Below are 22,771 nucleotides of genomic sequence, written 5' to 3' on the forward strand. Positions count from 1 at the left end.
GTCGGTGAGCGTGCCAGCCCTCAATGCCTGCGAAGGCTGGGGGCCTTTTTCATGCCATGTTCCAGCTGGGCCAGACCGAACGCGAGGACAACGATGACCAACGTGACGCACAAGCCGTCCGCCCCAGTGCCCGCGCCCCCGCAGGCGCTCGCCCGGCAGCGCCTCCGCGCGAGGTGACCGGCGCACAGAGCCTCGTCCTCTCCCTGGAGTCCCTCGACGTGGACACGGTCTTCGGGATCCCCGGTGGCGCGATCCTGCCGGCGTACGACCCGCTGATGGACTCCACCAAGGTGCGCCACATCCTGGTGCGCCACGAGCAGGGCGCCGGTCACGCCGCTCAGGGGTACGCCGCGGCGACCGGCAAGGTCGGTGTGTGCATGGCGACCAGCGGACCCGGCGCCACCAACCTGGTCACCGCGATCGCCGATGCCTCGATGGACTCGGTGCCGATCGTCGTGGTCACCGGTCAGGTGTCCTCCCGGGCCATCGGCACGGACGCCTTCCAGGAGGCCGACATCCGCGGCATCACGATGCCGATCACCAAGCACAGCTACCTCGTGACGCGCGCGGCGGACATCTCCCGCGCGCTCGCCGAGGCCTTCCACATCGCCTCCACCGGCCGGCCCGGCCCGGTGCTGGTCGACATCAGCAAGGACGCGCTGACCGGCCGGACCGACTTCTCCTGGCCGCCCGCGTTCGAACTGCCCGGATACCGGCCCGTCACTCGTCCGCACAGCAAGCAGATCCGGGCCGCCGCCGACCTGATGCTCGCGTCGAAGCGACCGGTGCTCTACGTCGGTGGCGGAGTGATCCGTGCGAAGGCCAGCGCAGAGCTGGCTCAGTTCGTGGAGCTGACCGGCATCCCGGTCGTCACCACGCTGATGGCCCGCGGCGCGTTGCCCGACAGTCACCCGCTGCATCTGGGCATGCCGGGAATGCACGGCTCGGTCGCGGCGGTGACCGCGCTGCAGAAGTCGGACCTGCTGCTCGCGCTGGGGACCCGGTTCGACGACCGGGTGACCGGCGAGATCTCCTCGTTCGCGCCCGAGGCGAAGGTCGTGCACGCCGACATCGACCCGGCCGAGATCTCCAAGAACCGGATCGCGGACGTTCCGATCGTCGGTGACTGCAAGGAGGTCATCGAGGAGCTGACGGCCGTGGTGCGCGCGGACCAGGAGGCCGGCCGCCAGGGCGACTACGCCGCGTGGCGCACCCGCAGCACCGGCTGGGCGCAGACCTTCCCGCTGGGCTACGCGCCGGAGGAGAACGCGACGGCGATCCCGCCGCAGTACGTCATCGAGCGGATCGGCGCCCTCACCGGGCCCGACGCGGTCTACGCCGCCGGAGTCGGCCAGCACCAGATGTGGGCCGCCCAGTTCGTGAAGTACGAACGGCCCAACTCCTGGATCAACTCCGGCGGGCTCGGCACGATGGGGTACGCCGTGCCGGCTGCGATGGGTGCCAAGGTCGGCGAACCCGACCGCACCGTGTGGGCGATCGACGGCGACGGGTGCTTCCAGATGACCAATCAGGAGCTCGCGACCTGCGTCATCAACAACATCCCGATCAAGGTCGCGATCATCAACAACTCCAGCCTCGGCATGGTGCGCCAGTGGCAGACGCTCTTCTACAACGAGCGTTACTCCAACACCGACCTCAACACCTCGGTCGGTTCGCGGGTGCCGGACTTCGTCAAGCTCGCGGACGCGTACGGCTGCGTGGGCCTGCGCTGCGAGCGCGCCGAGGACGTCGACGACACGATCCGGAAGGCGTTGGAGATCAACGATGTTCCTGTCGTGATCGACTTCGTGGTGGAGCGTGACGCGATGGTCTGGCCGATGGTGCCGGCCGGCGTCAGCAACGACATGGTGACCACGGCCCGGGCGATGACGCCGGTCTGGGATCGCGACGACGAGGCAGGAGACGCCTGATGGCGCGGCACACGCTCTCGGTCCTGGTGGAGAACAGCCCCGGTGTGCTCGCGCGCATCGCCGGACTGATCTCGCGCCGCGGCTTCAACATCGACTCCCTGGCCGTCGGGCCGACCGAGCACGACACCGTGTCGCGGATGACGATCGTGGTCGACGTCGACCCGGTCGCGCTGGAGCAGGTGACCAAGCAGCTCAACAAGCTCATCGAGGTGCTGAAGGTCGTCGAGCTCGAGCCGGGTCACTCGGTGCAGCGCGAGATCGTGCTCATCAAGGTGCGCTGCGACGCGGCGAGCCGGGTGGAGATCGTGCAGATCACCGAGCTGTTCCGGTGCAACGTCGTCGACGTGGCCGTCGACTCCATCGTCATCGAGGCCACCGGCACCCCGGAGAAGCTGATCGCGCTACTGGACGTCCTCGAGCCGTACGGCGTGCGCGAACTGGTGCAGTCCGGGCTCGTGGCCATCGGTCGCGGCAGCCGGTCAATCACCGACCGCGGTCGCCGTTCAGCCTGAATCACATTCATACTCAACTAAATCCGACCTACCAAGGAGATCCACACCGTGCCTGCTGAGATGTTCTACGACGACGACGCCGACCTGTCGGTGATCCAGGGCCGCAAGGTGGCCGTCATCGGTTACGGCAGCCAGGGGCACGCGCACGCCCTCAACCTGCGCGACTCCGGCGTGCAGGTCGTCGTCGGTCTGCGGGAGGGCTCCTCCTCGCGGGAGAAGGCCGAGAACGAGGGCCTGCAGGTCATGACGGTCGCGGAGGCCGTGCAGCATTCCGACGTGGTCATGCTGCTCGCGCCGGACCAGGTGCAGCGCGGGCTGTACGCCGAGGAGATCCAGCCGCACCTGAAGCCGGGCAACGCCCTGTTCTTCAGCCACGGCTTCAACATCCGCTTCGACTACATCGTCCCGCCCGAGGGCGTCGACGTCGCGATGGTCGCGCCCAAGGGTCCGGGTCACCTCGTGCGCCGTGAGTACGCCGACGGGCGCGGCGTCCCCGTGCTCGTTGCCGTCGAGGTCGATGCCTCCGGCAAGGCCTGGGATCTGGCCAAGTCCTACGCCAAGGCCATCGGCGGCCTGCGCGCGGGCGGGATCCGGACGACGTTCACCGAGGAGACCGAGACCGACCTCTTCGGCGAGCAGGCCGTGCTGTGCGGCGGCGCGTCCCAGCTGGTGATGTACGGCTTCGAGGTGCTCACGGAGGCCGGCTACCAGCCCGAGATCGCCTACTTCGAGTGCCTGCACGAGCTGAAGCTCATCGTCGACCTGATGATCGAGGGCGGCATCGCCAAGCAGCGCTGGTCGATCTCGGACACTGCCGAGTTCGGGGACTACGTCTCCGGTCCGCGGGTGATCGACCCGCACGTGAAGGAGAACATGCAGGCGGTGCTGGCCGACATCGTGAACGGCAAGTTCGCTCAGCGCTTCATCGACGACCAGGATGCCGGCGCACCGGAGTTCAACCGGCTGCGCAAGCAGGGCGCCGAGCACCCGATCGAGGCGACCGGCAAGCAGCTGCGCGGACTCATGAGCTGGATCAAGGACAGCGACTCCGACTACGTCGAGGGTTCCGCCTCGCGCTGACACCGCAACGCACCGAAGGCCGCCACCCGCGCAGGGTGGCGGCCTTCGTCGTTCGAGATGTCGGTTCTGGAGGGTCATCGGCCTGCCGCACGCTCCACAACCGATATCTCGCGTCCCTGCGGCCTCGAACGACCGCGCCACGCGTCTCGAATGACGAGATAGCGGTATCGGATCCTGGATCAGGATGGTTAGTCTGGGGTCACAAAGGCGCCCAACCGGCGCCTGGCGGTCATGGCTTGGACGGACTGACATCGGTGGTGATCCCACTGTGATGTCCGGCGGCCCACACCGAGCACGGCAGGAGACGGACCATGTCCGAAGAACAGATCGAGATCCAGCGGGCGTTGCAGGAATCGATGGATCTGCGCGACTGAGTCGACGAACTCTGTTCGACGGAAGGGCCCCGGCAGCACGCCGGGGCCCTTCGTCGTCCCCGGGGCCGCTGATCAGCATGTCTCGTCATCCGAGACCTGCGTTTCAAATGGCAAGACGGATGACTAGCCTGCGGAGGTATGACGAGCACTCCCACAAGCACCGCGTCCGACTCCATCGACCTGGCCGTGATCGGCGGCGACGGCATCGGACCGGAGGTGGTCGCCGAAGGGCTGAAGGTGCTCGAGGCCGTCAGCGCTGCCAAGGTCTCCCGCACCGAGTACGACCTGGGCGCCCGGCGCTGGCACGCGAGTGGCGAGATCCTCCCGGAGTCGGTGGAGGACGAGCTGCGCGGGCACGACGCGATACTGCTCGGTGCGATCGGCGACCCGTCCGTCCCGAGCGGCGTGCTGGAGCGTGGGCTGCTGCTGAAGCTGCGCTTCGACTTCGACCACTACGTCAACCTGCGCCCCGCCACCCTCTTCACCGGCGTGCGCTCGCCGTTGGACGTCGCGCGCGTCGCGCCCGACGGCATCGACTTCGTGGTGGTGCGCGAAGGCACGGAGGGCCCGTACACCGGCAACGGCGGCGCACTGCGGGTGGGCACCCCGGCCGAGCTCGCGACCGAGGTCAGCGTCAACACCCGGTTCGGTGCCGAGCGCGCGGTGCGTGACGCCTTCGCCCGCGCCCAGGCCCGCCCTCGCAAGCACCTCACGCTGATCCACAAGCACAACGTGCTGTCGTATGCCGGGCACCTGTGGCGCCGGACGGTCGAGGAGGTCGGCGCGGAGTTCCCCGAGGTGAGCACCGCGTACGCGCACGTCGACGCCGCGACCATCTACATGGTCACCGACCCGGGCCGCTTCGACGTCATCGTGACCGACAACCTCTTCGGCGACATCGTCACCGACCTGGCGGCCGCGGTGACCGGCGGCATCGGCCTGGCCGCCTCGGGCAACATCAACCCCGAGCGCACGGCGCCCTCGATGTTCGAACCGGTGCACGGCTCGGCCCCGGACATCGCCGGTCAGGCCAAGGCCGACCCGGCGGCCACCATCCTGTCGGTCGCGATGCTGCTGGAGCACCTGGGGCGCGGCGACGAGGCGCGGCGGGTGCAGGAGGCCGTGGCGGCCGACCTGGCGGCGCGCGGCGACGCTCCCCGGTCGACCACTCAGATCGGCGACGCCATCGCGGGTCGGGTATGACGCCCGGGCGTAACCTGGCCCCACCGCCGCACCTGTAGCGCGCGTCACACTCCGACGCGCCCACGCCCCGAGGAGACCGCCATGGCACTGACCTTCGATGTGACCCGACGCCAGGACGTCGTGAGCGACGCCGACCGTGCGGCGGTGCTCGCCGACCCCGGCTTCGGCAACCACTTCACCGATCACATGGTCACGGTGACCTGGACCAAGGGCGACGGCTGGCACGACGCCAAGGTCACGCCGTACGGCCCGATCTCGATCGACCCGTCGGCGGCCGTCCTGCACTACGCGCAGGAGATCTTCGAGGGGATGAAGGCCTATCGCCACGCCGACGGCTCGGTGTGGACCTTCCGTCCCCAGCAGAACGCCGCCCGCTTCGCCCGCAGTGCCACCCGGATGGCGCTGCCGGTGATGCAGGAGGCGGACTTCATCGACGCGCTGCGCGCCCTGGTCACCATCGACGAGGCGTGGGTGCCGCCTGCGGGCGGCGGCGAGACCTCGCTCTACCTGCGGCCGTTCATGTTCGCCTCCGAGCCGTTCCTGGGCGTGCGCCCGGCCAACGAGGTCACCTTCTGCGTCATCGCCTCTCCGGCCGGCGCGTACTTCAGCGGGGGAGTGAAGCCCGTCTCGCTGTGGATCTCCACCGACTTCGCCCGCGCCGGCGACGGCGGCACCGGCGCGGCCAAGTGCGGCGGCAACTACGCCTCGTCCCTGGCCGGACAGCTCGAGGGCGCCGAGCACGGCTGCGACCAGGCCGTCTTCCTGGACTCCTCGTCGCACACCTACATCGAAGAGCTCGGCGGGATGAACCTGTTCATCGTCTACAAGGACGGCCGCCTGGTCACCCCCGAGCTGACCGGCTCGATCCTGGAGGGCGTCACCCGCGACTCGATCCTGGAGCTTTCCAAGGACCTCGGCCTGCAGCCGGAGGAGCGGCTCATCCCGATCCAGGAGTGGAAGGACGGGGCCGCATCCGGGGAGATCGCCGAGGTGTTCGCCTGCGGGACCGCCGCCGTGGTCACCCCGGTCGGTGAGCTGAAGTGGGACGGCGGGTCGTGCGACCACCGCCGCGAGGGGCACGACGACAAGGTCGCGCTGCAGATCCGCTCGTCGCTGCTGGACATCCAGTACGGCCGGGTCGAGGACTCGCGCGGCTGGCTCACCCGCCTCGCCTGACGTTCCGGACAAATCCGCCGAGTGGCATACATATGTATCGAGTGCACCGGCTGTAGGTATGCCACTCGAACGATATGCACGCCACTCGGCGGCGACCACCTGATGAGACGGGGGTGTCGAATGGTGGACGGGACGTGAGGGGCGGTGCCACGATGTCGGACGTGATGACCCTCGGGTCCGCGGTCACCTCCGCGGCGACGATTATCGACTAGCGCGTCGGACGACCCGGCGCGCGACCTCCCGTTACCCCGGGAGGTTTTTTCGTCCCCGGGCATCACCCACGCGCCGGAGACGGCGCCGGGTCGGGTTTTCACCAAGACCCGCCCCGCCCCACCCGAAAGGCCCCGCGATGAGCGGCTTCGACCTCTACGACACCACCCTCCGCGACGGCGCCCAGCAGGAGGGTCTGCACCTCAGCGTCGATGACAAGCTGGCGGTCGCGCGTCTGCTCGACCAGCTCGGGGTCGGCTTCATCGAAGGCGGCTGGCCCGGCGCGAACCCCAAGGACACCGAGTTCTTCCGGCGGGCACGCACCGAGCTCGTCCTGGGCAGCGCCCGGCTCGCGGCGTTCGGGAGCACCCGGCGCGCCGGCGTACGCGCGTGCGACGACCCGCAGGTCGCCGCGCTGCTGGAGGCGCAGACCCCCGTCGTGACGCTCGTCGGCAAGTCGCACGTGCGCCACGTGACCGATGCGCTGCGCACCTCTCCGGCGGAGAACCTGGCGATGGTCGCCGACACGGTGGCCCACCTGGTCGCGCACGGCCGCACCGTCTACCTGGACGCGGAGCACTTCTTCGACGGGTACGACGCCGATCCGGCGTACGCCGTCGAGGTGGTGCGGGTGGCCGCCGAGGCCGGCGCGGAGGCGGTCGTCCTCTGCGACACCAACGGCGGCATGCTGCCGCACGACATCGAGCGTGTCGTCTCCGCGACTGCCCAGCGCACCGGAGTGCGTCTGGGTATCCACTGTCACAACGACACAGGGTGCGCCGTCGCCAACAGCATCGCGGCGGTGCGAGCCGGTGCGACCCACGTGCAGGGCACCGTCAACGGGTACGGCGAGCGCACCGGCAACGCCGACCTCATCGCGGTGACCACGAACCTGCAGCTCAAGCTCGGCATGCCACTGGTGAGTGACGGGCAGCTCGCGGCTGCCGTGCACGTGAGTCACGCCGTCAGCGAGATCACCAACCTCCCGCCCTTCGAGCGGGCGCCGTACGTCGGGGCGAGCGCGTTCGCGCACAAGGCCGGGCTGCACGCGAGCGCCCTACGGGTCGACCCCGACCTCTATCAACACATCGACCCGGCGCTGGTGGGCAACGAGATGCGCACGCTGGTCTCGGACATGGCCGGCCGGGCGAGCATCGAGCTGAAGGGCCGCGAGCTCGGCTACGACCTGGCCGGTCGGCCCGAGCTGCTGGCCCGGGTCTTGCGCCGGGTCAAGGAACTCGAGGGCGCGGGGTGGACCTTCGAGGCAGCCGACGCGTCGTTCGACCTGCTGCTGCACGAGGAGGTGCAGGGGCGGCCCGCCGCCCTCTTCGAGCTGGAGTCGTGGCGGGTGCGCACCGATGCCGAGGGGAGCGCGAGCGCGCTGTCCGAGGCGACCCTGGAGCTTCGCGTCGAGGGACGCCGGCAGGTCGCGGTGGGAGAGGGCAACGGCCCGGTCAACGCGCTGGACCACGCGCTGCGGCAGGCGCTCACCCCGGCGTACCCGCGCCTCGTCGAGCTGGAGCTCATCGATTTCCGGGTCCGGATCCTCGACGCCGATCACGGCACCGACGCGACCACCAGGGTGCTCATCGACACCACCGACGGCGAGCGCACCTGGACCACGGTGGGGGTGGGCCCGAACATCGTGCACGCCAGCTGGATCGCGCTGGTCGACTCCTTCACCTTCGGGATGCTGCGGTGTCCGTCGCGCGCGGAACCGGTCGCTCGCGGGGCGATCGCGCGCTGATCGCGAGCTCCGCCGGCCCGCATCGCTGGGCGGTCTCGGTTCGCCGGTGTCGCCCGGCGTGATTAAGGTCGACACGTGCGTATTGCGAGGTACACGACAGGCGAGGATCCGACGTACGGGCTGGTCGACGGCGCGGGGGAGAAGATCGCCCAGATCAGCGGCGACCCCCTCTACTCCAAGATCGAGCTCACCGGCGTCACCACCACGGTCGACGAGGTGCGCCTGCTCGCGCCGGTGATCCCGCGCTCGAAGGTGATCGGCATCGGCAAGAACTACGCCGAGCACGCCCGCGAGATGGGGGGCGAGGCGCCGAAGGAACCGCTCATGTTCCTCATCCCCAACACCGCCGTCGTCGGCCCCGGCGACCCGGTCGTCATGCCGCGGCAGAGCGAGCGGGTCGACTACGAGGGCGAGCTCGCGGTCGTCATCGGCCGGATGTGCCGCGACGTGTCGGTGGAGGAGGCGCGGTCCGTGATCTTCGGCTACACCTGCGCCAACGACGTCACCGCGCGCGACCTGCAGAAGAGCGACGGGCAGTGGTCGCGGGCGAAGGGGTTCGACACGTTCTGCCCCCTCGGCCCCTGGATCGAGACCGACCTGGACGTCAGCGACCTGCGGCTGCGCACCCGCCGGGGCGATGAGGTGGTGCAGGACGGCACGACCGCCGACATGATCCACGACATCCCCACGCTGATCTCGTACGCGTCGCAGGCGTTCACGCTGCTGCCCGGCGACGTGATCCTCACCGGCACGCCCGAGGGAGTCGGGCCCGTCGAGTCCGGGCAGAGCGTCGAGATCGAGATCGAGGACATCGGCGTGCTGCGCAACCCGTTCGTCCGTCACGGCGCGGACGCGTGACGAACATCTCCGGCCTCCTGGCGGTCGGCGGCCGGAGCCGACCGTAGGCTTCCATCGTGTCTGATGCGCCGATCGGGATCTTCGACAGCGGGTACGGCGGGCTCACCGTCGCCCGTGCAGTCCTGGATCAGCTCCCCCACGAGTCGGTCGCCTACCTGGGCGACACGCTGCGCGCGCCGTACGGCCCGCGGCCCATCGCCGAGACCCGAGCCTTCGCTCTGCAGTGCCTGGACCGGCTGGTCAACCACGGCGTCAAGGTGCTGGTGATCGCCTGCAACACCGCCAGCGCCGCGGTCCTGCACGATGCGCGGGAACGCTACGACGTGCCGGTCGTCGAGGTGATCCGCCCGGCCGTACGCCGGGCCGTGCGCGCCACCCGCAACGGGCGGGTCGGGATCATCTCCACCAAGGGCACGCACCAGTCCGGCGCCTACCTCGACGCGTTCGCCGCGGCACCGCAACTGCAGGTGACGAGCGAGCCGTGCCCACGGTTCGTGGATCTGGTCGAGTCCGGCGTCACCGGGGGCCCGGAGATGCTGTCGTACGCGCGGGAGTATCTGGAGCCGCTGCGCGAGCGTGACATCGACACGCTGGTGCTCGGCTGCACGCACTACCCGCTGCTGACGGCGGTGATCTCCTACGTGATGGGCGACGGTGTCACGCTGGTGTCCTCCGCCGAGGAGACCGCCAAGGACGTCTACCGGGTGCTCGCCGACCGTCACGAGTTGCGACCGGATCACCTCGCAGCGCCCGAGCATTCCTTCACCACCACCGGTGACCCCGACAGGTTCCGCGCGCTGTCCAAGCGTTTCCTCGGGATGGGCCCGGAGTTCGATCACGTCTTCGTCAACGACTTCGCCCAGCACGATGCTGCGACGCCTGAGGCAGACCCGACGGACCGTGGCGACACGCACGGCTCGTCGGGTGCTCTCGAGCACCCGTTGGAGGCGATGACGGGGTCGGCCCGATGAAGCTCACCGTCGTCGGATGCTCCGGATCGTTCCCCGGTCCCGACTCGCCCGCCTCGTGCTATCTGGTGCAGGCCGAGCACGAGGGCCGTCTGTGGAGCGTCGTGCTCGACCTCGGCAACGGCGCGCTCGGTCCGCTGCAGCGGCACGTGCGTCTGGACGAGATCGACGCGATCGTTCTTAGTCACCTGCACCCCGATCACTGTCTCGATCTGTGCGGACTGTTCGTCGTGCAGAAGTACGACCCCATGGTCACTGCGGGATCGCACCCGCCGATACCGGTCTACGGTCCGCAGGACACCGGGGCACGCATCTCCCGCGCGAACGGCGTCACACTGGAGGAGATCCAGGACGTGCACGGCCTTGACCCCGAGTTCGACTTCCGCACCCTCACCTCCGGCCGGAGCTTCACGGTCGGGCCGTTCACTCTCACCCCTCGTCTGGTCAACCACCCGGTCGAGGCGTACGGCGTACGCATCGAGGCCGACGGCCGGACGCTCGCCTATACCGGTGACACCGATGTGTGCGGCGCGCTCACCGACCTGCTGGGCGGCGCGCACCTCGCCCTTACCGACTCGGCGTTCGTCGAGGGCCGCGACACCGTGGAGGGCATCCACCTGACCGGTGCGCGGGCGGCGCAGGCGGCGCTCGACGCCGGCGGCGTCGGGCGCCTGATGCTCACCCACATCCCGCCGTGGAACGACCCGGAGACCTGCCGCAAGGAGGCCGCCGGCATCTGGCCCGGCGACGTCGAGCTGGCCCGTCCCGGCGCGGCGTACGACATCTGACCGGCGGACGGCGGGGAGGGAACGGTCAGGGGGGCCTCCTATCGTGGAGGCATGACGGACACCACCACCTCGACCCCGACCGCAGCGACCTCCGCCAGTTCCCGGGGCGCCGGCCGCCACGACGGCCGCGCGGCCGACGAGCTGCGCGAGGTGCGCATCACCCGCGGGTGGCTGGACCACGCCGAGGGGAGCGTGCTGGTGGAGTTCGGCAAGACCCGCGTGCTGGTCGCAGCGTCGTTCACCGAGGGGGTGCCGCGCTGGATGAAGGGTCGCGGCACGGGGTGGATCACCGCGGAGTACGAGATGCTGCCGCGCGCCACCAACACCCGCTCGGACCGCGAGTCGCGCAAGGGCAAGGTGGGCGGCCGCACCCACGAGATCTCCCGGCTCATCGGCCGCAGCCTGCGCGCCATCATCGACACGAAAGCCCTGGGGGAGAACACGATCGTGCTCGACTGCGACGTGCTCCAGGCAGACGGCGGCACCCGCACGGCATCCATCACGGGCGCGTACGTCGCACTCGCGGACGCGATCGAGGACGCCCGCGCCAAGGGGCTGATCGCCAAGGGTGCGCAGCCGCTCACCGGGTCGATCGCGGCCATCAGCGTCGGCATCGTCGACGGACAGCCGGTGCTCGACCTGGACTACCCGGAGGACTCGACCGCGCAGACCGACATGAACGTCGTGATGACGGGCGCCGGTGGGTTCGTCGAGGTGCAGGGCACGGCCGAGGGCGCGCCCTTCGACCGGTCCGAGTTGGACAGCCTGCTGGCACTGGCGGCCGACGGCATCGAGGAGCTGACCCGCAAGCAGCAGGAGGCGCTCGCCGTACCGCTCGGTGAGCACCGCCGATGACGACCGTCGTACTCGCGACGCGCAACGCCGGCAAATTGCGCGAATTCCGTGCGTTGATCGACGGATGGTCGGGGCTGCAGGGCATCCGCATCGTCGATGTCTCCGAATTTCCTGATGTGCAGGATGTGGTGGAGTCGGGAGTGACGTTCGAGGAGAACGCCACGCTCAAGGCACGCGCGGTCGCCGCGGCGACCGGGCTTCCTGCCATCGCGGACGACTCCGGGTTGTCGGTCGACGTGCTCGGCGGTTGCCCCGGCGTCTTCAGCGCGCGGTGGGCCGGCACGCACGGCGCCGACCAGGCGAACATCGACCTTCTGCTCGCTCAGACGATGGACGTGACGGCCACCATGGCCGCCCACTTCGTGTGCTGCATGGTGCTGTCGCTGCCCGGCGGCGCCGAACGGATCCGCCGCGGTGAGCTGCACGGCGTCATCACCCGCAACCAACGCGGCACCGACGGGTTCGGCTACGACCCGATCTTCGAACTGCCCGACGGGCGCACCCTGGCGCAGCTGCCCGCGCAGGAGAAGAACCAGATCTCTCATCGAGCGATCGCGATGCGGGCCATCCGCGAGGACCTGGGGGACACCCTCACGTGAGCACTGTGCGCGAGGCCGAAGAGACGACCCACGAACCGTCCGCGGCCCGCGCGTGGGTCGCGGTGCTGGGAGGCATCGCGGCCGGCGCGGGCACCATCGGGGTAGCCGAGCTGCTGGCCGGTCTCATGGAGCGGTTCGGGTGGAGCGGTGGGATCCCCTCTCCGGTGATCGCCGTTGGAGAGGCCTTCATCGACCGGACACCTCCGTGGCTGAAGGACTTCGCGGTCAACAACTTCGGCACCAACGACAAGGCGGTGCTCCTGGCCGGCATCGGCGTCGTGCTCTTCCTGCTCTCGTGCCTGATCGGTCTGCTGCTGCGCCGCGTGCCGGTGGCCGCGCTCGTCGGCTTCGTCCTGCTGCTCGCGGTCGCCATGGCCGCGGTCCTCACCCGCCCGGGCGCGCGGCCCGCCGATCTCATCCCGACGGTCGTCGGCGGACTGGTCGGCCTGTGGGTGTTGCACCGGTGGCGTGGGCTGCTGAGCGTGGGCGTCGGCCGGCGTGAGATCAGCACCGAGCGCCGGCAGGTGCTCACCTGGACGATGCTGAGTGTCGTCGGGGGAGGCCTCGCCCTGGCGGCGGGGCGTGCCGTGAGCGGCAGTGCGCGGGCGATCCAGGCCGCGCGCGCGACCTTCGTGGCCCCGGAGGTGCAACATCCGGTGCAGGTGCCGGCCGGTGCTCCGGTCGACGTACCCGGCATCACGCCGTACATCGTGCCGAACGGGCAGTTCTACCGCATCGACACGGCGCTGCAGGTGCCGCAGGTCGAAGCATCCGGATGGAAACTGAAGGTCACCGGGATGGTCGACCACGAGGTCGAGATCGACTGGAAGACGTTGCTGTCCAAGCCGATGCAGCAGGCCATGATCACCCTGATGTGCGTGTCCAACGAGGTGGGCGGCAGCCTCAACGGCAACGCGATCTGGACCGGGTGGCCCGTGCGCGAGCTACTCAAGCTGGCGGGACCGCAGGCGGGTGCCGACATGGTGCTGTCCACCAGTGTCGACGGGTTCACCGCCGGTACGCCGATCGGCGCGCTGACCGATGATCGCAACGCCCTGCTGGCGGTCGCGATGAACGGCAAGGCGCTGCCGGTGGAGCACGGGTATCCCGTGCGGTTGGTCGTCCCGGGCCTCTACGGCTACGTGAGCGCGACCAAGTGGCTCACCCAGCTGAAGGTCACGACGTACGCGAAGGACCAGGGCTACTGGATTCCGCGCGGCTGGTCGGCGATGGGACCGGTGAAGATCTCCTCGCGCATCGACGTGCCGCGCGACGGGCGGTCGGTCTCACCAGGCGCGGACGGCACCGTGCCCATCGCGGGTGTCGCCTGGGACCAGCACACCGGCGTGAGTGGCGTGCAGGTGCGCATCGACGACGGTCCGTGGCAGAGCGCCAAGCTGGGCGAACAGGCCACCGTCGACGCGTGGCGGCAGTGGGTGCTGCACTGGCCCGCGACGAAGGGTCGGCACACCGCCACGGTGCGTGCTGTCGACGCGAAGGGGCAGGTGCAGATCTCGGCCGAGGCGCCGCCCCCGCCGAACGGCTCGACCGGTCTGCACTCGGTGACCTTCACCGTCAGCTGACGGGCGGGGAAAGGCGCGCGGCGATCAGCCGCGGTGCACGTCGACGTAGTGGTCGACGGGTGGGACCTGCTCGTAGAACGGATGCAGCAGCGTCCGCCACTGCTCGTAATCCGCCGACTCGCGGAAGCCGACAGTGTGATCCGCGACCCGCGCCCATTCCACCGACAGCACGTAGTGCGAGGGGTGTTCGACCGATCGGACGAGCCTCACGGAGCGGCACCCGGCCTGACGGCGGATGATCGGCGCCGCCTGGGCAAACGCCGCCTCGTACGCCGCCTCCTGACCCTCCCTGACGTGCAGCTCCACCTGCTCCAGCACGGGTGCCGCCGGTCGCGGATCATCGGGGTGGATCGCCATCAGGTGCTCGGCGTGCCAGACGCCGTCGTACTCCAGGGCGCGCTGGCGGGTGCCCTCGATGGCGAACCCGACGCGCTCGTACATGCGCAGGGCCCGGGGGTTGAAGGTGAACACCGTGAGGGTGATCCGCTCCAGTCCGACCGCGAACCCGTGCTCCACGATCAGGGCGGTCGCGTCCGTCCCCAGGCCGCGGCCCTGTCCCTCCGGTGCGAGCAGGATCCGGAAGTTGCAGCTGCGCGCCGCCGGGTCCCACTCGTTCAGCACGACCTCGCCGACGCATCGGTCGGTGACCACGTCGATGACCGCGAGGTCGAGCCGGTCGGGTTGCTCGACCCGCGACAGGTACCACGCACGCAGTTCGTCATCGGGCTCCGTGCGACCCGCCTCCGCCTGCGCAGTGGAGGTCACTCTCCCGGTCAACCGCCGTACGTCGGGGTCGCCGATCGCCGCCGCCATGACCGGCAGGTCGCGCTCCTCGAACGGCCGCAGCACGACACGCTCGCTGGTGAGGACGGGTTTGCGGGCGAGCGGGGTGTCCGTAGCCATCCCGGGAGACTAGGCGAGATGCCGGCGTACGGCGCGCGGCCTTGCGCGGGCGCCGTCGCGACGGGAGTCTTACCGCCATGGCGATGCGCTGGTGGACCGTGGTCGTCGACTGTCACGACCTGGCGGCCCAGGCCCGATGGTGGGCGCAGACGCTGGACTGGGAGTTGGCCTACGAGTCGCCGGAGGAGGCCGTGATCGTCCCGCCGCACGCGATGACGACCACCCCGGCGTCCGTGCAGGAGTGGCTGCAGGTGGGTCCCGGGCTGGTCTTCGTGCAGGTGCCGGAGCGCAAGACGGTCAAGAACCGCCTGCACATCGACCTCGCGCCGCACACCACCCAGGACCGGGACGCCGAGATCCAGGCGCTGTTGGATCGGGGCGCCACCAGGGTCGACGTCGGCCAGGACGACACTGAGGTCACCTGGGCCGTGCTGGCCGACCCCGAGGGCAACGAATTCTGCGTGCTCTCCTCGAGAGAGTGACGCGATGACCCTGATCGACCTGCCGGACGGCCGACGCTTCGACATACGCGTCGACGGACCCGACGACGCGCCGGTGCTGCTCTTCCATCACGGCACTCCGGGCTCGGTGCCGGCGTTCGGCTTCCTGGTCCGTGCGGCCGCGGATCTGGGTCTGCGCACCGTCACGTACGCCCGTGCGGGGTATGGCGATTCGACCCGTAACCCCGGCCGCGACGTGGCCGCGGTCGTGCCCGACATGATCGCGATCCTCGACCACCTCGGGGTGGCGCGGTGTGTCACCGCCGGGTGGTCGGGCGGCGGACCGCACGCGCTGGCGTGCGGGGCGCTCGCGCCGGAGCGGTTCGGCGGTGTGCTCGTGATGGCCGGTGTCGCGCCGTACGACGCGGCCGGTCTGGACTTCCTGGCCGGGATGGGCGAGGACAACGTCGAGGAGTTCGACGCGACGCGGGCCGGCGAGACCAGGTGGCGCGAGGTGATGGAGACGTCGGTGCGTGAGCTGGCGGACGCGACCCCGCAGAACATCATCGAGAGCATGTCCTCGCTGCTCCCGCAGGTCGACCGCGCAGTGCTGAGCGAGGAGTTCGGCGACGACCTGGCCGCCGGTTTCCGCGACGGTCTGCGGGTCAGTGGCGACGGCTGGCTCGACGACGATCTGGCGTTCGTGCGGCCGTGGGGGTTCGACCTCGCGCAGGTGCGGGTGCCGACCTCCCTGTGGCAGGGCAGCGAGGACCTGATGGTGCCGTTCGCGCACGGTGAATGGCTGGCGGGGCACCTTCCCGGCGTCCGCGCGCACCTGCTGCACGGCGAGGGCCATCTGTCGGTGGTCATCGGCAGCATCGCGGCGATGCTCGACGAACTCGTGGCGTCACCGGCCTGAGTGCGCGTCCTGCGGGTGCGTCAAGTGCTCGTAGCGGAATGTGGATAACCACGGAATGAACCACTCCCGCGTGGGGGATGTGGATAACTGTGGACCGAATCATAAACACTGACAAGGGTATTCGTCGGATTCGTCCTTGTGCGATGTATCGAACACGCGTATGATTCAGGGTAGATGGCAAGGGGTGCCATCAGCAGTGCAGGAGGGGTCATGGCGCAGTCGACGAGCGACATCCATGGGCCTGCTGCGCCAGGTACAGGTGCTCGGTTGATGGCCCTGCTGGGGGAGTTCAGCTCCGCGTTGGAGGAGTGGCCGACCGCGTTGTAACAGTTGGACGAGGCCGCGCTGGGTGAGGTCGTCGGGGGCATGCTGCGGATTACCTCCCGTGCGGAGAACGTCGCGGCGCTGGCGACCGCGGATGCGCTGAGCCGCGGGACCGTGGCGAGTTCCACGGCGACGGGGGCACCGGCGTGGGTGGCCCGGCAGGCGGCGGGTGTGGAGCCGGCTGTGGCCCGCCGGGTCGGGAGGGTGGGGGTGGACTGCGCCGATCCCCGTAACCAGGTCGTGGTTGACGCGCTGGCCGATGGGTCGGCGAGTGTCCCGGTCGCCGACGTGGCCTTGCGGGAGGTGCCGCAGATCCTGCCGCGGCTCCCGATCGCGGACCGGGATGACCTGTTGGGCCGCTACCTGAGCCTGTCGGCTCACGGGGCACGTGCACTGCGGGAGCTCAGCACCCGGATCCTGGGTGAGTACGCCCCCGCACGCCTGGTCTGCGACGAGGAGCGTCAGCAGGCGTGCGAGTCGGTGTTCTGGGCCGACCTGCCCAGTGGCCTGACCCGGTTCGTCGCCGAACTGTCCGGCGGGCACGCCGCGGTCGTGAAGCACGCCCTGCGCGCCCTGTCCGCACCCGCGCCAGTGGAAAGCGAGGAACAGGACACCCGGACCCCGGCCAAACGTCGCGCGGACGCCCTGGTGCGACTGATCGACACCGCCGCAGGCGTCCTCGACGGCACCAGCCCGCGGCCGGTCGGAGAATTCGGCGGCACCGCCAAGATCCTCGTCACGATGGACTACGTGACCTTGTACGAAGGGCTCCGCGAAGCGGGCCGGCTCAACCAGGACAGCCAACGTGGTTCGCACACCACAGGATCGGCGCCGACGTACCTACCAGGAATCGGGCACACCACCGACGGGGACCACCTCGACGCCGGCACCCTGCGACGGCTGGCGTGCGACGCCGACCTCATCCCCGCAGTTCTCGGAAGCGAATCCGAACCCTTGGACGTCGGACGCGCCAGACGCCTCTTCACCGGCGGCCTGCGGACCGCGATCATCCACCGAGACCAGCACTGCACCTTCCCCGGCTGCGAAAGACCACCCGACTGGTGCGACGCCCATCATGTGAGGCCCTGGTGGGCCGGCGGACAGACAACACTCACCAACGCCACACTGCTCTGCGCCCGCCACCACACCATCGTGCACCGCGACCTGCTCACCGCCACCGTCACACCCACCGGCGTCACCTGGGACCTCACCCCCGGGCTCATGCCCACCAAACCCGGCCAGCGACCCGCCGCATGACGCTGACGGCGGCCAGGGTGACCGGGCTGTGCTCGCAAGCGTCCCGTGAGGCACCGCCGAGGGCTCAACCGGGCGATGATCGATGTGCGCGAGGCGGGACTCGAACCCGCACACCCGAAGGAACCAGGACCTAAACCTGGCGCGTCTGCCAGTTCCGCCACTCGCGCGCCGGATCATCGTAAGGCGCGGCGATGCTCAGGCGAGTTGCAGTGCCTTCCGCAGCGATGCGACGTGCCCGGTGGCCCGCACGTTGTACTTCGCCAGGGCGATCCTGCCGTCGGGGTCGACCACGAAGGTCGAGCGGATCACGCCGACCACGGTCTTGCCGTAGAGCTTCTTCTCGCCCCACGCGCCGTACGCCTCGAGCACGCCCTTGTCGGGGTCGGCGAGTAGCGGGTAGGTCAGCGACTCCTTCTCGGCGAACTTCACCAGCTTGTCCGGGCCGTCGGGGGAGATGCCCAGCACGTCGTACCCGGCCGCTCGCAGCGGCTCCAGGGAGTCGCGGAAGTCGCAGGCCTCGGTGGTGCAGCCGGGCGTCATGGCCGCGGGGTAGAAGAAGATCACCAGGTGCCGGCCGGCGTAGTCGGAGAGGGAGACCTGCTCCCCGGTGTGCGAGGTGAGGGTGAACGCCGGCGCGGTGTCGCCGGTCTCGAGTCGTGTCACGTTGTACTCCCAGATCGTCGGGTTGCAGGTGCGTTATCGTCTCAGCTGAGTCCGAACGCCGGTCGATGCAGCTCAGTGCGACCCACCACGCCCCTCTCGAGGAGATTCCATGGCCGACAAGTCCAAGCCCGCAGCGCCGACCGCCAAGGACATCGAGGCCGACCTCGCCGCCAGCCGTGAGCGTCTGGCCAGCACCATCGACGAGCTCGCCTTCCGCGCGCAGCCCAAGGAGATCGCCCGGCGCGGTGCCGAGGGCGCGAAGCTGAAGGTCAACGACCTGACCCGCACCCCGACCGGTGAGCTGGAGACCGACAAGATCGGGTACGCGGTCGGTGGCATCGGCGCCGTGTCTCTCCTGCTCGGTCTGCTGCGCCGGGCCCGTTCCTGACGTTGTCGAACGGCGGCCAGCCCGCGCCGCAACCGGGTCGCCTGCCGATCCGGATGCTGCACGACCGGCTGCTCGTCTCCACCGAGGGGGAGGCGGGAGAACGACGTTCCGGCGGCGGGATCGTCATCCCCGCGACCGCGAGCGTCGGCCGGCGACTGGTGTGGGGGCTGGTGATGGCCACGGGCCAGCACGTGCGACAGGCGCAGGTCGGTGACCGGGTGCTCTTCGACCCCGAGGAGCGCGCTGAGGTCGAACTGTCCGGACGCGACTACATCCTGCTGCGTGAGCGCGACCTGCACGCCATCGCCCAGGACGAGACCGACGAGGGCGGCACCGGCCTCTACCTCTGATCCGTCGTTCATCCGGATCACTCCCGCTCGTCACCTCCCGGACAGCTTCGGGGGGTGGGGTGCGTGCAGCCCCCGGCGTCCGGTCGGGGTCGCCCGCCCCAGGAGGACCCTCGATGACCCCTCGCATGAGCAGAACCGCCGCAGTCTGCGCGGCCGTCGTGTCGGTCGGCGCGCTCGCCGTCACCGCGACCCCGGCCCTCGCCCATCCAGCACCGCACAAGCCCACTGATCCGCGCGCGGCGGTGCAGCTGTTCACCGAGCAGGTCCCGTCGATGGGCACCGTGGGCGGTGTCCGCATCGACGGGGCCGGATACGGGTCGTCGTTCACCGCGCAGCCCGGATCCTCCACCGTCTTCTACGGTCTGACCGACCGCGGCCCCAACGCCGACGGCCCGAACGGCACCAAGGTGGAGCCGCTGCCGGACTTCACCCCGGCCATCGGCAAGTTCCGTCTGGTGGGCGGAAAAGCCAAGCTGCTCCAGTCGATTCCGCTGCGGGCCGCGGACGGCACGCCGTACAACGGCCGGGTCAGCCTCGCCGGGAGCACCGGCGAGACGATCACCGACCTGAACGGCAAGGTGCTCGCGCCGAGCCCGTACGGCTACGACCCCGAGGGGCTCGTCGCGATGCGGGACGGCAGCTTCTGGGTCTCGGACGAGTACGGCCCGTTCGTCACGCACTTCTCCCGGGACGGTCGCCAGCTGGAACGGCTCAGCCCGTTCGACGGCTCCCTGCCGGTCGAGTTGCGCGAGCGTGAGCCCAACAAGGGGATGGAGGGGCTCACGGTCACCCCGGACGGGCGGACCCTGGTGGGGATCATGCAGGCCGGGCTGAACGCCCCCGACGGCCCCAAGTCAAAGAACGTCACGCCGGTGCGCATCGTCACGATCGATCTGCGGACCCGGCGGACCGCCGAATACCTCTACCTGCTGCACAACACGGCAGGGCCGACCACTGCCGTCAGCGAGATCAGCGCGATCGACGACCACACCTTCCTGGTCGACGAGCGCGACGGGAAGATGGAGCCCGGCGCGAACAAGAAGCTCTACAAGGTCGACCTGCGCGGCGCCACCGACGTCGGCAAGTTCGCCGCAGTGCCGGGGGCTCGGTACGACGACTCGGCCGGCGGCCTGCTGGTCGGCGGCAAGACCATCGAGGGCCTGGTCGGCAAGGCCGACACGGCGGACTCCGCGTCGCTGCTGGAGGAGGCGCACATCCGCCCCGTCACCGCGAGCCTCTTCCTCGACGTCGCCGGCCTCGTGACGGCGATCGATCCTAAGGGCGGCTTCTTCGGCCACGACAAGATCGAGGGCGTGGCCGTGTTGAACCATGGTCGTCAGGTGGTCATCTCCAACGACAGCGACTTCGGCATCGACGGACTGTCGAACGACACGCCGCCGTTCCAGCTGCACGCGAAGCTGCTGCCCGACGGCACACAGGACACCGGCCAGCTGCTGCGCGTCGACCTGAGCAAGGTGCCGGCGGCGTACGTCGGCTGAGGCGCCGCTAGGAACGACTGATGCCCGGCAGCACATGCTGCCGGGCATCAGTCGTACTGCAAGGTGGTGCGCCATCAGGGACTCGAACCCCAAACCCGCTGATTAAGAGTCAGCTGCTCTGCCAATTGAGCTAATGGCGCGAGGACCGTAAGGCCTCGCAGACTGTATCAGGGGCGTTCTGCCGTCGCGAAATCGATTCCGGTGGGGCGCATCCCGGCCTGGGGCGGGTAGGTTTCCACGTACGGCGCACGCCCCGACTCGAAGGACCGATGCGATGACTGTCATACCGGACCTGCCCGTCGAACGGCCGCAGGACGAGGTGCCGCTGGCGCCGGAGAAGCCGTCCTGGTCAGTCGCCCTCAAACGTGCTCGCGCCCGCTTCTCCCAGGACGACTGCACGGACAAGGCAGCGGCGCTGACCTACTACGCCATGCAGTCGATCTTCCCCGGGCTGATCGCGTTGCTGTCCCTCATCAACGTGTTCGGCAACGGCAAGAAGACCACGACGAGCCTGGTCAACATCCTGGCGTCGATCGCGGGGAAGTCGCCCAAGGATCTGCACGCGATCACCGACTTCATCAACAACATCAACACCGCCGGTGGCGGCATCATCGCGTTGATCGTCGGCATCGCCGGCGCGATCTGGTCGGCCTCGGGATACGTCGGGGCCTTCGGTCGCACGCTCAACCAGATCTACGACATCGGCGAGGGCCGCCCGTTCATCCGGTTGCGCCCGGTCCAGCTGCTGGTCACGGTCGTCGACATCGTCCTGATCATGATCCTGATGTTCGCCCTCACGACGACCGGCAAGGTGGCCACCTCGATCGCGGCGGAGGTCGGCATCCCGAGCCAGGCGGTCACGATCTGGGACATCGCGAAGTGGCCCTTCGTGGTCCTGATCGTCGTCTTCCTGATCTCGCTGCTCTACTGGGCCACCCCGAACGTGCGCAAGACCAAGCGAATGCTGCTCAGCTGGGGAGCGCTCGTGGCCTTCGTGGTCTGGGTCATCGGCTCGGTGGTCCTGCTGACCTACTTCACGTTGACCAACGGATCCAGCTACACCAAGACCTACGGCATCTTCGCCGGCGCGATCATGTTCCTGCTGTGGCTCTGGATCACCAACCTGGCCATGCTCTTCGGTGCCGAGCTGGACGCCGAGCTGATCCGCACCCGACAGCTGCGCTCGGGCATGCCCGCCGAGGAGATGATCCTGCTGCCCGCTCGCGACGAGAGCGGCCTGGAGAAGAAGTCCGATAAGCAGCTGGCTCTCGTCGAGCAGGCCCATGGACTGCGTGCGGAGGCCGAACGCGAGACCGCGAGCCCCGACTCCCGCGCCCTGGAGCGGTTCGTGCAGGATCAGGCCGAGTCCAGGGAGGGCAAGAACCCGTACGGGCCCGATGTGCGCACGATGCGGGTCACGAAGGATGAGAGTGTGACCGACACCCCCCGGCAGGTAGGCGATGTCCGGCTCGACCGGCAGGACAGTTCCCCCAGCGCAGGAAGGCAGGCAGTGATGACCCCGACGTCCGGTGATCCCGCACAGCAGCGGGAGCAGATTGAGAGAGCGCGCAGCGAGCGCTCGGCCGTCGCCGTCGCGAAGGCTCAGCGCGAACGCGTCGTCCGTGACCGTCTGGCGGCCGTCGAGGCCAAGGCCGCGAAGAAGCGTGCAGCGCAGGAGAAGAAGCGCCAGGAGCAGCTGAAGGCGTCCGAGGAGGCGTTGCCGCGGAGCAAGCGCTGGGAGGCGGTCGAGGCCATACGCGCCCAGTTCGCCCCGCGTAGCTCGCGGGCGCGCGACGAGGTCGAGGCCGAGCGCAGTGCCCGACGTGCCGAGTTCGAGGCGAGCGTGCAGGACGCGAAAGACGCCAGGGCGGCTGCAGCTCGCGAGGCGCCCGCCCCGCTGCCGGCCGACGGTTCGCACGTCGCGGAGGACCACGAACTTCCGCAGCGCCCGGAGGACGTCGACGCGCGCGAGAGCGCGTCGCGGGCGATCGTCGACGCCGAACGCACCCACCGGCGCGAGGAGTGGTACGCCACCCACCAGCGCTGACGGCGTACGCGACACGAGGGTGCGCGAGAAGCTGCCCAGCGCACCCGCGACCGCCTGATTGAGAGGCGCTCACGCGCGTCGCACCCAGGCTCGCGCG

At 69.6% G+C, this 22,771-nt stretch carries 21 protein-coding genes and 2 tRNA genes; 19 read left to right on the forward strand and 4 right to left on the reverse strand.

Translation table 11 applies throughout. The features are described 5' to 3' along the window. The first annotated feature begins 56 nt into the window (after positions 1–56). From LVQ62_RS09040 to LVQ62_RS09095, 12 genes are all read left to right on the forward strand, one after another. Entirely contained in the window at positions 57–1,931 is a 1,875-nt protein-coding gene (locus tag LVQ62_RS09040; protein WP_233761004.1) for an acetolactate synthase large subunit, read from the forward strand. After that, entirely contained in the window at positions 1,931–2,443 is a 513-nt protein-coding gene (gene ilvN / locus LVQ62_RS09045) for an acetolactate synthase small subunit (protein ID WP_208053059.1), read from the forward strand. The genes LVQ62_RS09040 and ilvN overlap by 1 nt, the downstream gene beginning before the upstream one ends. Before the next feature lie 60 nt (positions 2,444–2,503). Beyond that, positions 2,504–3,523, forward strand: a complete 1,020-nt coding sequence (ilvC, locus tag LVQ62_RS09050) for a ketol-acid reductoisomerase (RefSeq protein ID WP_179483736.1) — start codon at positions 2,504–2,506, stop codon at positions 3,521–3,523. A 512-nt stretch (positions 3,524–4,035) separates the two neighbouring features. Further along, positions 4,036–5,100, forward strand: coding sequence for a 3-isopropylmalate dehydrogenase (locus LVQ62_RS09055; RefSeq protein ID WP_233761006.1), 1,065 nt, complete (start codon positions 4,036–4,038; stop codon positions 5,098–5,100). An 81-nt stretch (positions 5,101–5,181) separates the two neighbouring features. Next, entirely contained in the window at positions 5,182–6,276 is a 1,095-nt protein-coding gene (locus LVQ62_RS09060; protein ID WP_233761008.1) for a branched-chain amino acid aminotransferase, read from the forward strand. Between the two features lie 349 nt (positions 6,277–6,625). Further along, a complete protein-coding gene (gene cimA / locus LVQ62_RS09065) occupies positions 6,626–8,233 on the forward strand; it encodes a citramalate synthase (RefSeq protein ID WP_233761010.1) in 1,608 nt (535 codons plus the stop codon). 75 nt (positions 8,234–8,308) lie between these two features. After that, entirely contained in the window at positions 8,309–9,091 is a 783-nt protein-coding gene (locus tag LVQ62_RS09070) for a fumarylacetoacetate hydrolase family protein (RefSeq protein ID WP_233761012.1), read from the forward strand. Positions 9,092–9,147: 56 nt separating this feature from the next. Further along, complete coding sequence (gene murI / locus LVQ62_RS09075; RefSeq protein ID WP_179481869.1) at positions 9,148–10,062, forward strand: glutamate racemase; 915 nt, start codon at positions 9,148–9,150, stop codon at positions 10,060–10,062. Continuing rightward, complete coding sequence (locus LVQ62_RS09080) at positions 10,059–10,847, forward strand: MBL fold metallo-hydrolase (RefSeq protein ID WP_233761014.1); 789 nt, start codon at positions 10,059–10,061, stop codon at positions 10,845–10,847. The genes murI and LVQ62_RS09080 overlap by 4 nt, the downstream gene beginning before the upstream one ends. Positions 10,848–10,898: 51 nt before the next feature. After that, entirely contained in the window at positions 10,899–11,702 is an 804-nt protein-coding gene (gene rph, locus LVQ62_RS09085; protein ID WP_179481865.1) for a ribonuclease PH, read from the forward strand. Next, positions 11,699–12,301 (forward strand): RdgB/HAM1 family non-canonical purine NTP pyrophosphatase, encoded by a 603-nt coding sequence (gene rdgB / locus LVQ62_RS09090; RefSeq protein WP_233761016.1) that lies wholly within the window; start codon positions 11,699–11,701, stop codon positions 12,299–12,301. The genes rph and rdgB overlap by 4 nt, the downstream gene beginning before the upstream one ends. Beyond that, positions 12,298–13,884, forward strand: coding sequence for a molybdopterin-dependent oxidoreductase (locus LVQ62_RS09095; protein ID WP_233761018.1), 1,587 nt, complete (start codon positions 12,298–12,300; stop codon positions 13,882–13,884). The genes rdgB and LVQ62_RS09095 overlap by 4 nt, the downstream gene beginning before the upstream one ends. A gap of 24 nt (positions 13,885–13,908) precedes the next feature. On the opposite strand, the gene LVQ62_RS17825 is transcribed toward LVQ62_RS09095, so the two are convergent. Further along, positions 13,909–14,787 (reverse strand): GNAT family N-acetyltransferase, encoded by an 879-nt coding sequence (locus LVQ62_RS17825; protein WP_370639598.1) that lies wholly within the window; start codon positions 14,785–14,787, stop codon positions 13,909–13,911. A 77-nt stretch (positions 14,788–14,864) separates the two neighbouring features. On the opposite strand from LVQ62_RS17825, the gene LVQ62_RS09110 reads away from it, so the two are divergent. From LVQ62_RS09110 to LVQ62_RS09120, 3 genes are all read left to right on the forward strand, one after another. After that, complete coding sequence (locus LVQ62_RS09110; RefSeq protein WP_233761020.1) at positions 14,865–15,269, forward strand: VOC family protein; 405 nt, start codon at positions 14,865–14,867, stop codon at positions 15,267–15,269. A 4-nt stretch (positions 15,270–15,273) separates the two neighbouring features. After that, entirely contained in the window at positions 15,274–16,146 is an 873-nt protein-coding gene (locus LVQ62_RS09115; RefSeq protein WP_233761022.1) for an alpha/beta fold hydrolase, read from the forward strand. Between the two features lie 330 nt (positions 16,147–16,476). Further along, entirely contained in the window at positions 16,477–17,727 is a 1,251-nt protein-coding gene (locus LVQ62_RS09120; RefSeq protein WP_233761024.1) for an HNH endonuclease signature motif containing protein, read from the forward strand. An 85-nt stretch (positions 17,728–17,812) separates the two neighbouring features. Here LVQ62_RS09120 and LVQ62_RS09125 read toward each other — a convergent pair. Further along, positions 17,813–17,894 (reverse strand) — tRNA-Leu (locus tag LVQ62_RS09125). Positions 17,895–17,922: 28 nt separating this feature from the next. Further along, complete coding sequence (bcp, locus tag LVQ62_RS09130) at positions 17,923–18,390, reverse strand: thioredoxin-dependent thiol peroxidase (protein WP_179481855.1); 468 nt, start codon at positions 18,388–18,390, stop codon at positions 17,923–17,925. A 109-nt stretch (positions 18,391–18,499) separates the two neighbouring features. Between bcp and LVQ62_RS09135 the strand changes: the two genes are divergently transcribed. The 3 genes from LVQ62_RS09135 to LVQ62_RS09145 all read left to right on the forward strand — a co-directional run bounded on the left by LVQ62_RS09135 (position 18,500) and on the right by LVQ62_RS09145 (position 20,627). Further along, positions 18,500–18,778 carry a DUF3618 domain-containing protein gene (locus LVQ62_RS09135; protein WP_179481853.1) on the forward strand — a complete coding sequence of 93 codons (279 nt, stop codon included), beginning with the start codon at positions 18,500–18,502 and terminating at the stop codon, positions 18,776–18,778. A gap of 53 nt (positions 18,779–18,831) precedes the next feature. After that, positions 18,832–19,128, forward strand: a complete 297-nt coding sequence (locus tag LVQ62_RS09140; protein WP_179483734.1) for a co-chaperone GroES — start codon at positions 18,832–18,834, stop codon at positions 19,126–19,128. Positions 19,129–19,253: 125 nt separating this feature from the next. Beyond that, a complete protein-coding gene (locus tag LVQ62_RS09145) occupies positions 19,254–20,627 on the forward strand; it encodes an esterase-like activity of phytase family protein (RefSeq protein WP_233761026.1) in 1,374 nt (457 codons plus the stop codon). 64 nt (positions 20,628–20,691) lie between these two features. On the opposite strand, the gene LVQ62_RS09150 is transcribed toward LVQ62_RS09145, so the two are convergent. Next, positions 20,692–20,767 (reverse strand) — tRNA-Lys (locus LVQ62_RS09150). A gap of 134 nt (positions 20,768–20,901) precedes the next feature. On the opposite strand from LVQ62_RS09150, the gene LVQ62_RS09155 reads away from it, so the two are divergent. Further along, on the forward strand, positions 20,902–22,674 hold the full coding sequence (locus LVQ62_RS09155; RefSeq protein ID WP_233761028.1) for a YihY/virulence factor BrkB family protein: 1,773 nt from the start codon (positions 20,902–20,904) through the stop codon (positions 22,672–22,674). The last annotated feature ends 97 nt before the right edge of the window (positions 22,675–22,771 follow it).

Source organism: Allobranchiibius sp. GilTou73 (assembly GCF_021391335.1).
Taxonomy (GTDB): Bacteria; Actinomycetota; Actinomycetes; order Actinomycetales; family Dermatophilaceae; genus Allobranchiibius; species Allobranchiibius huperziae.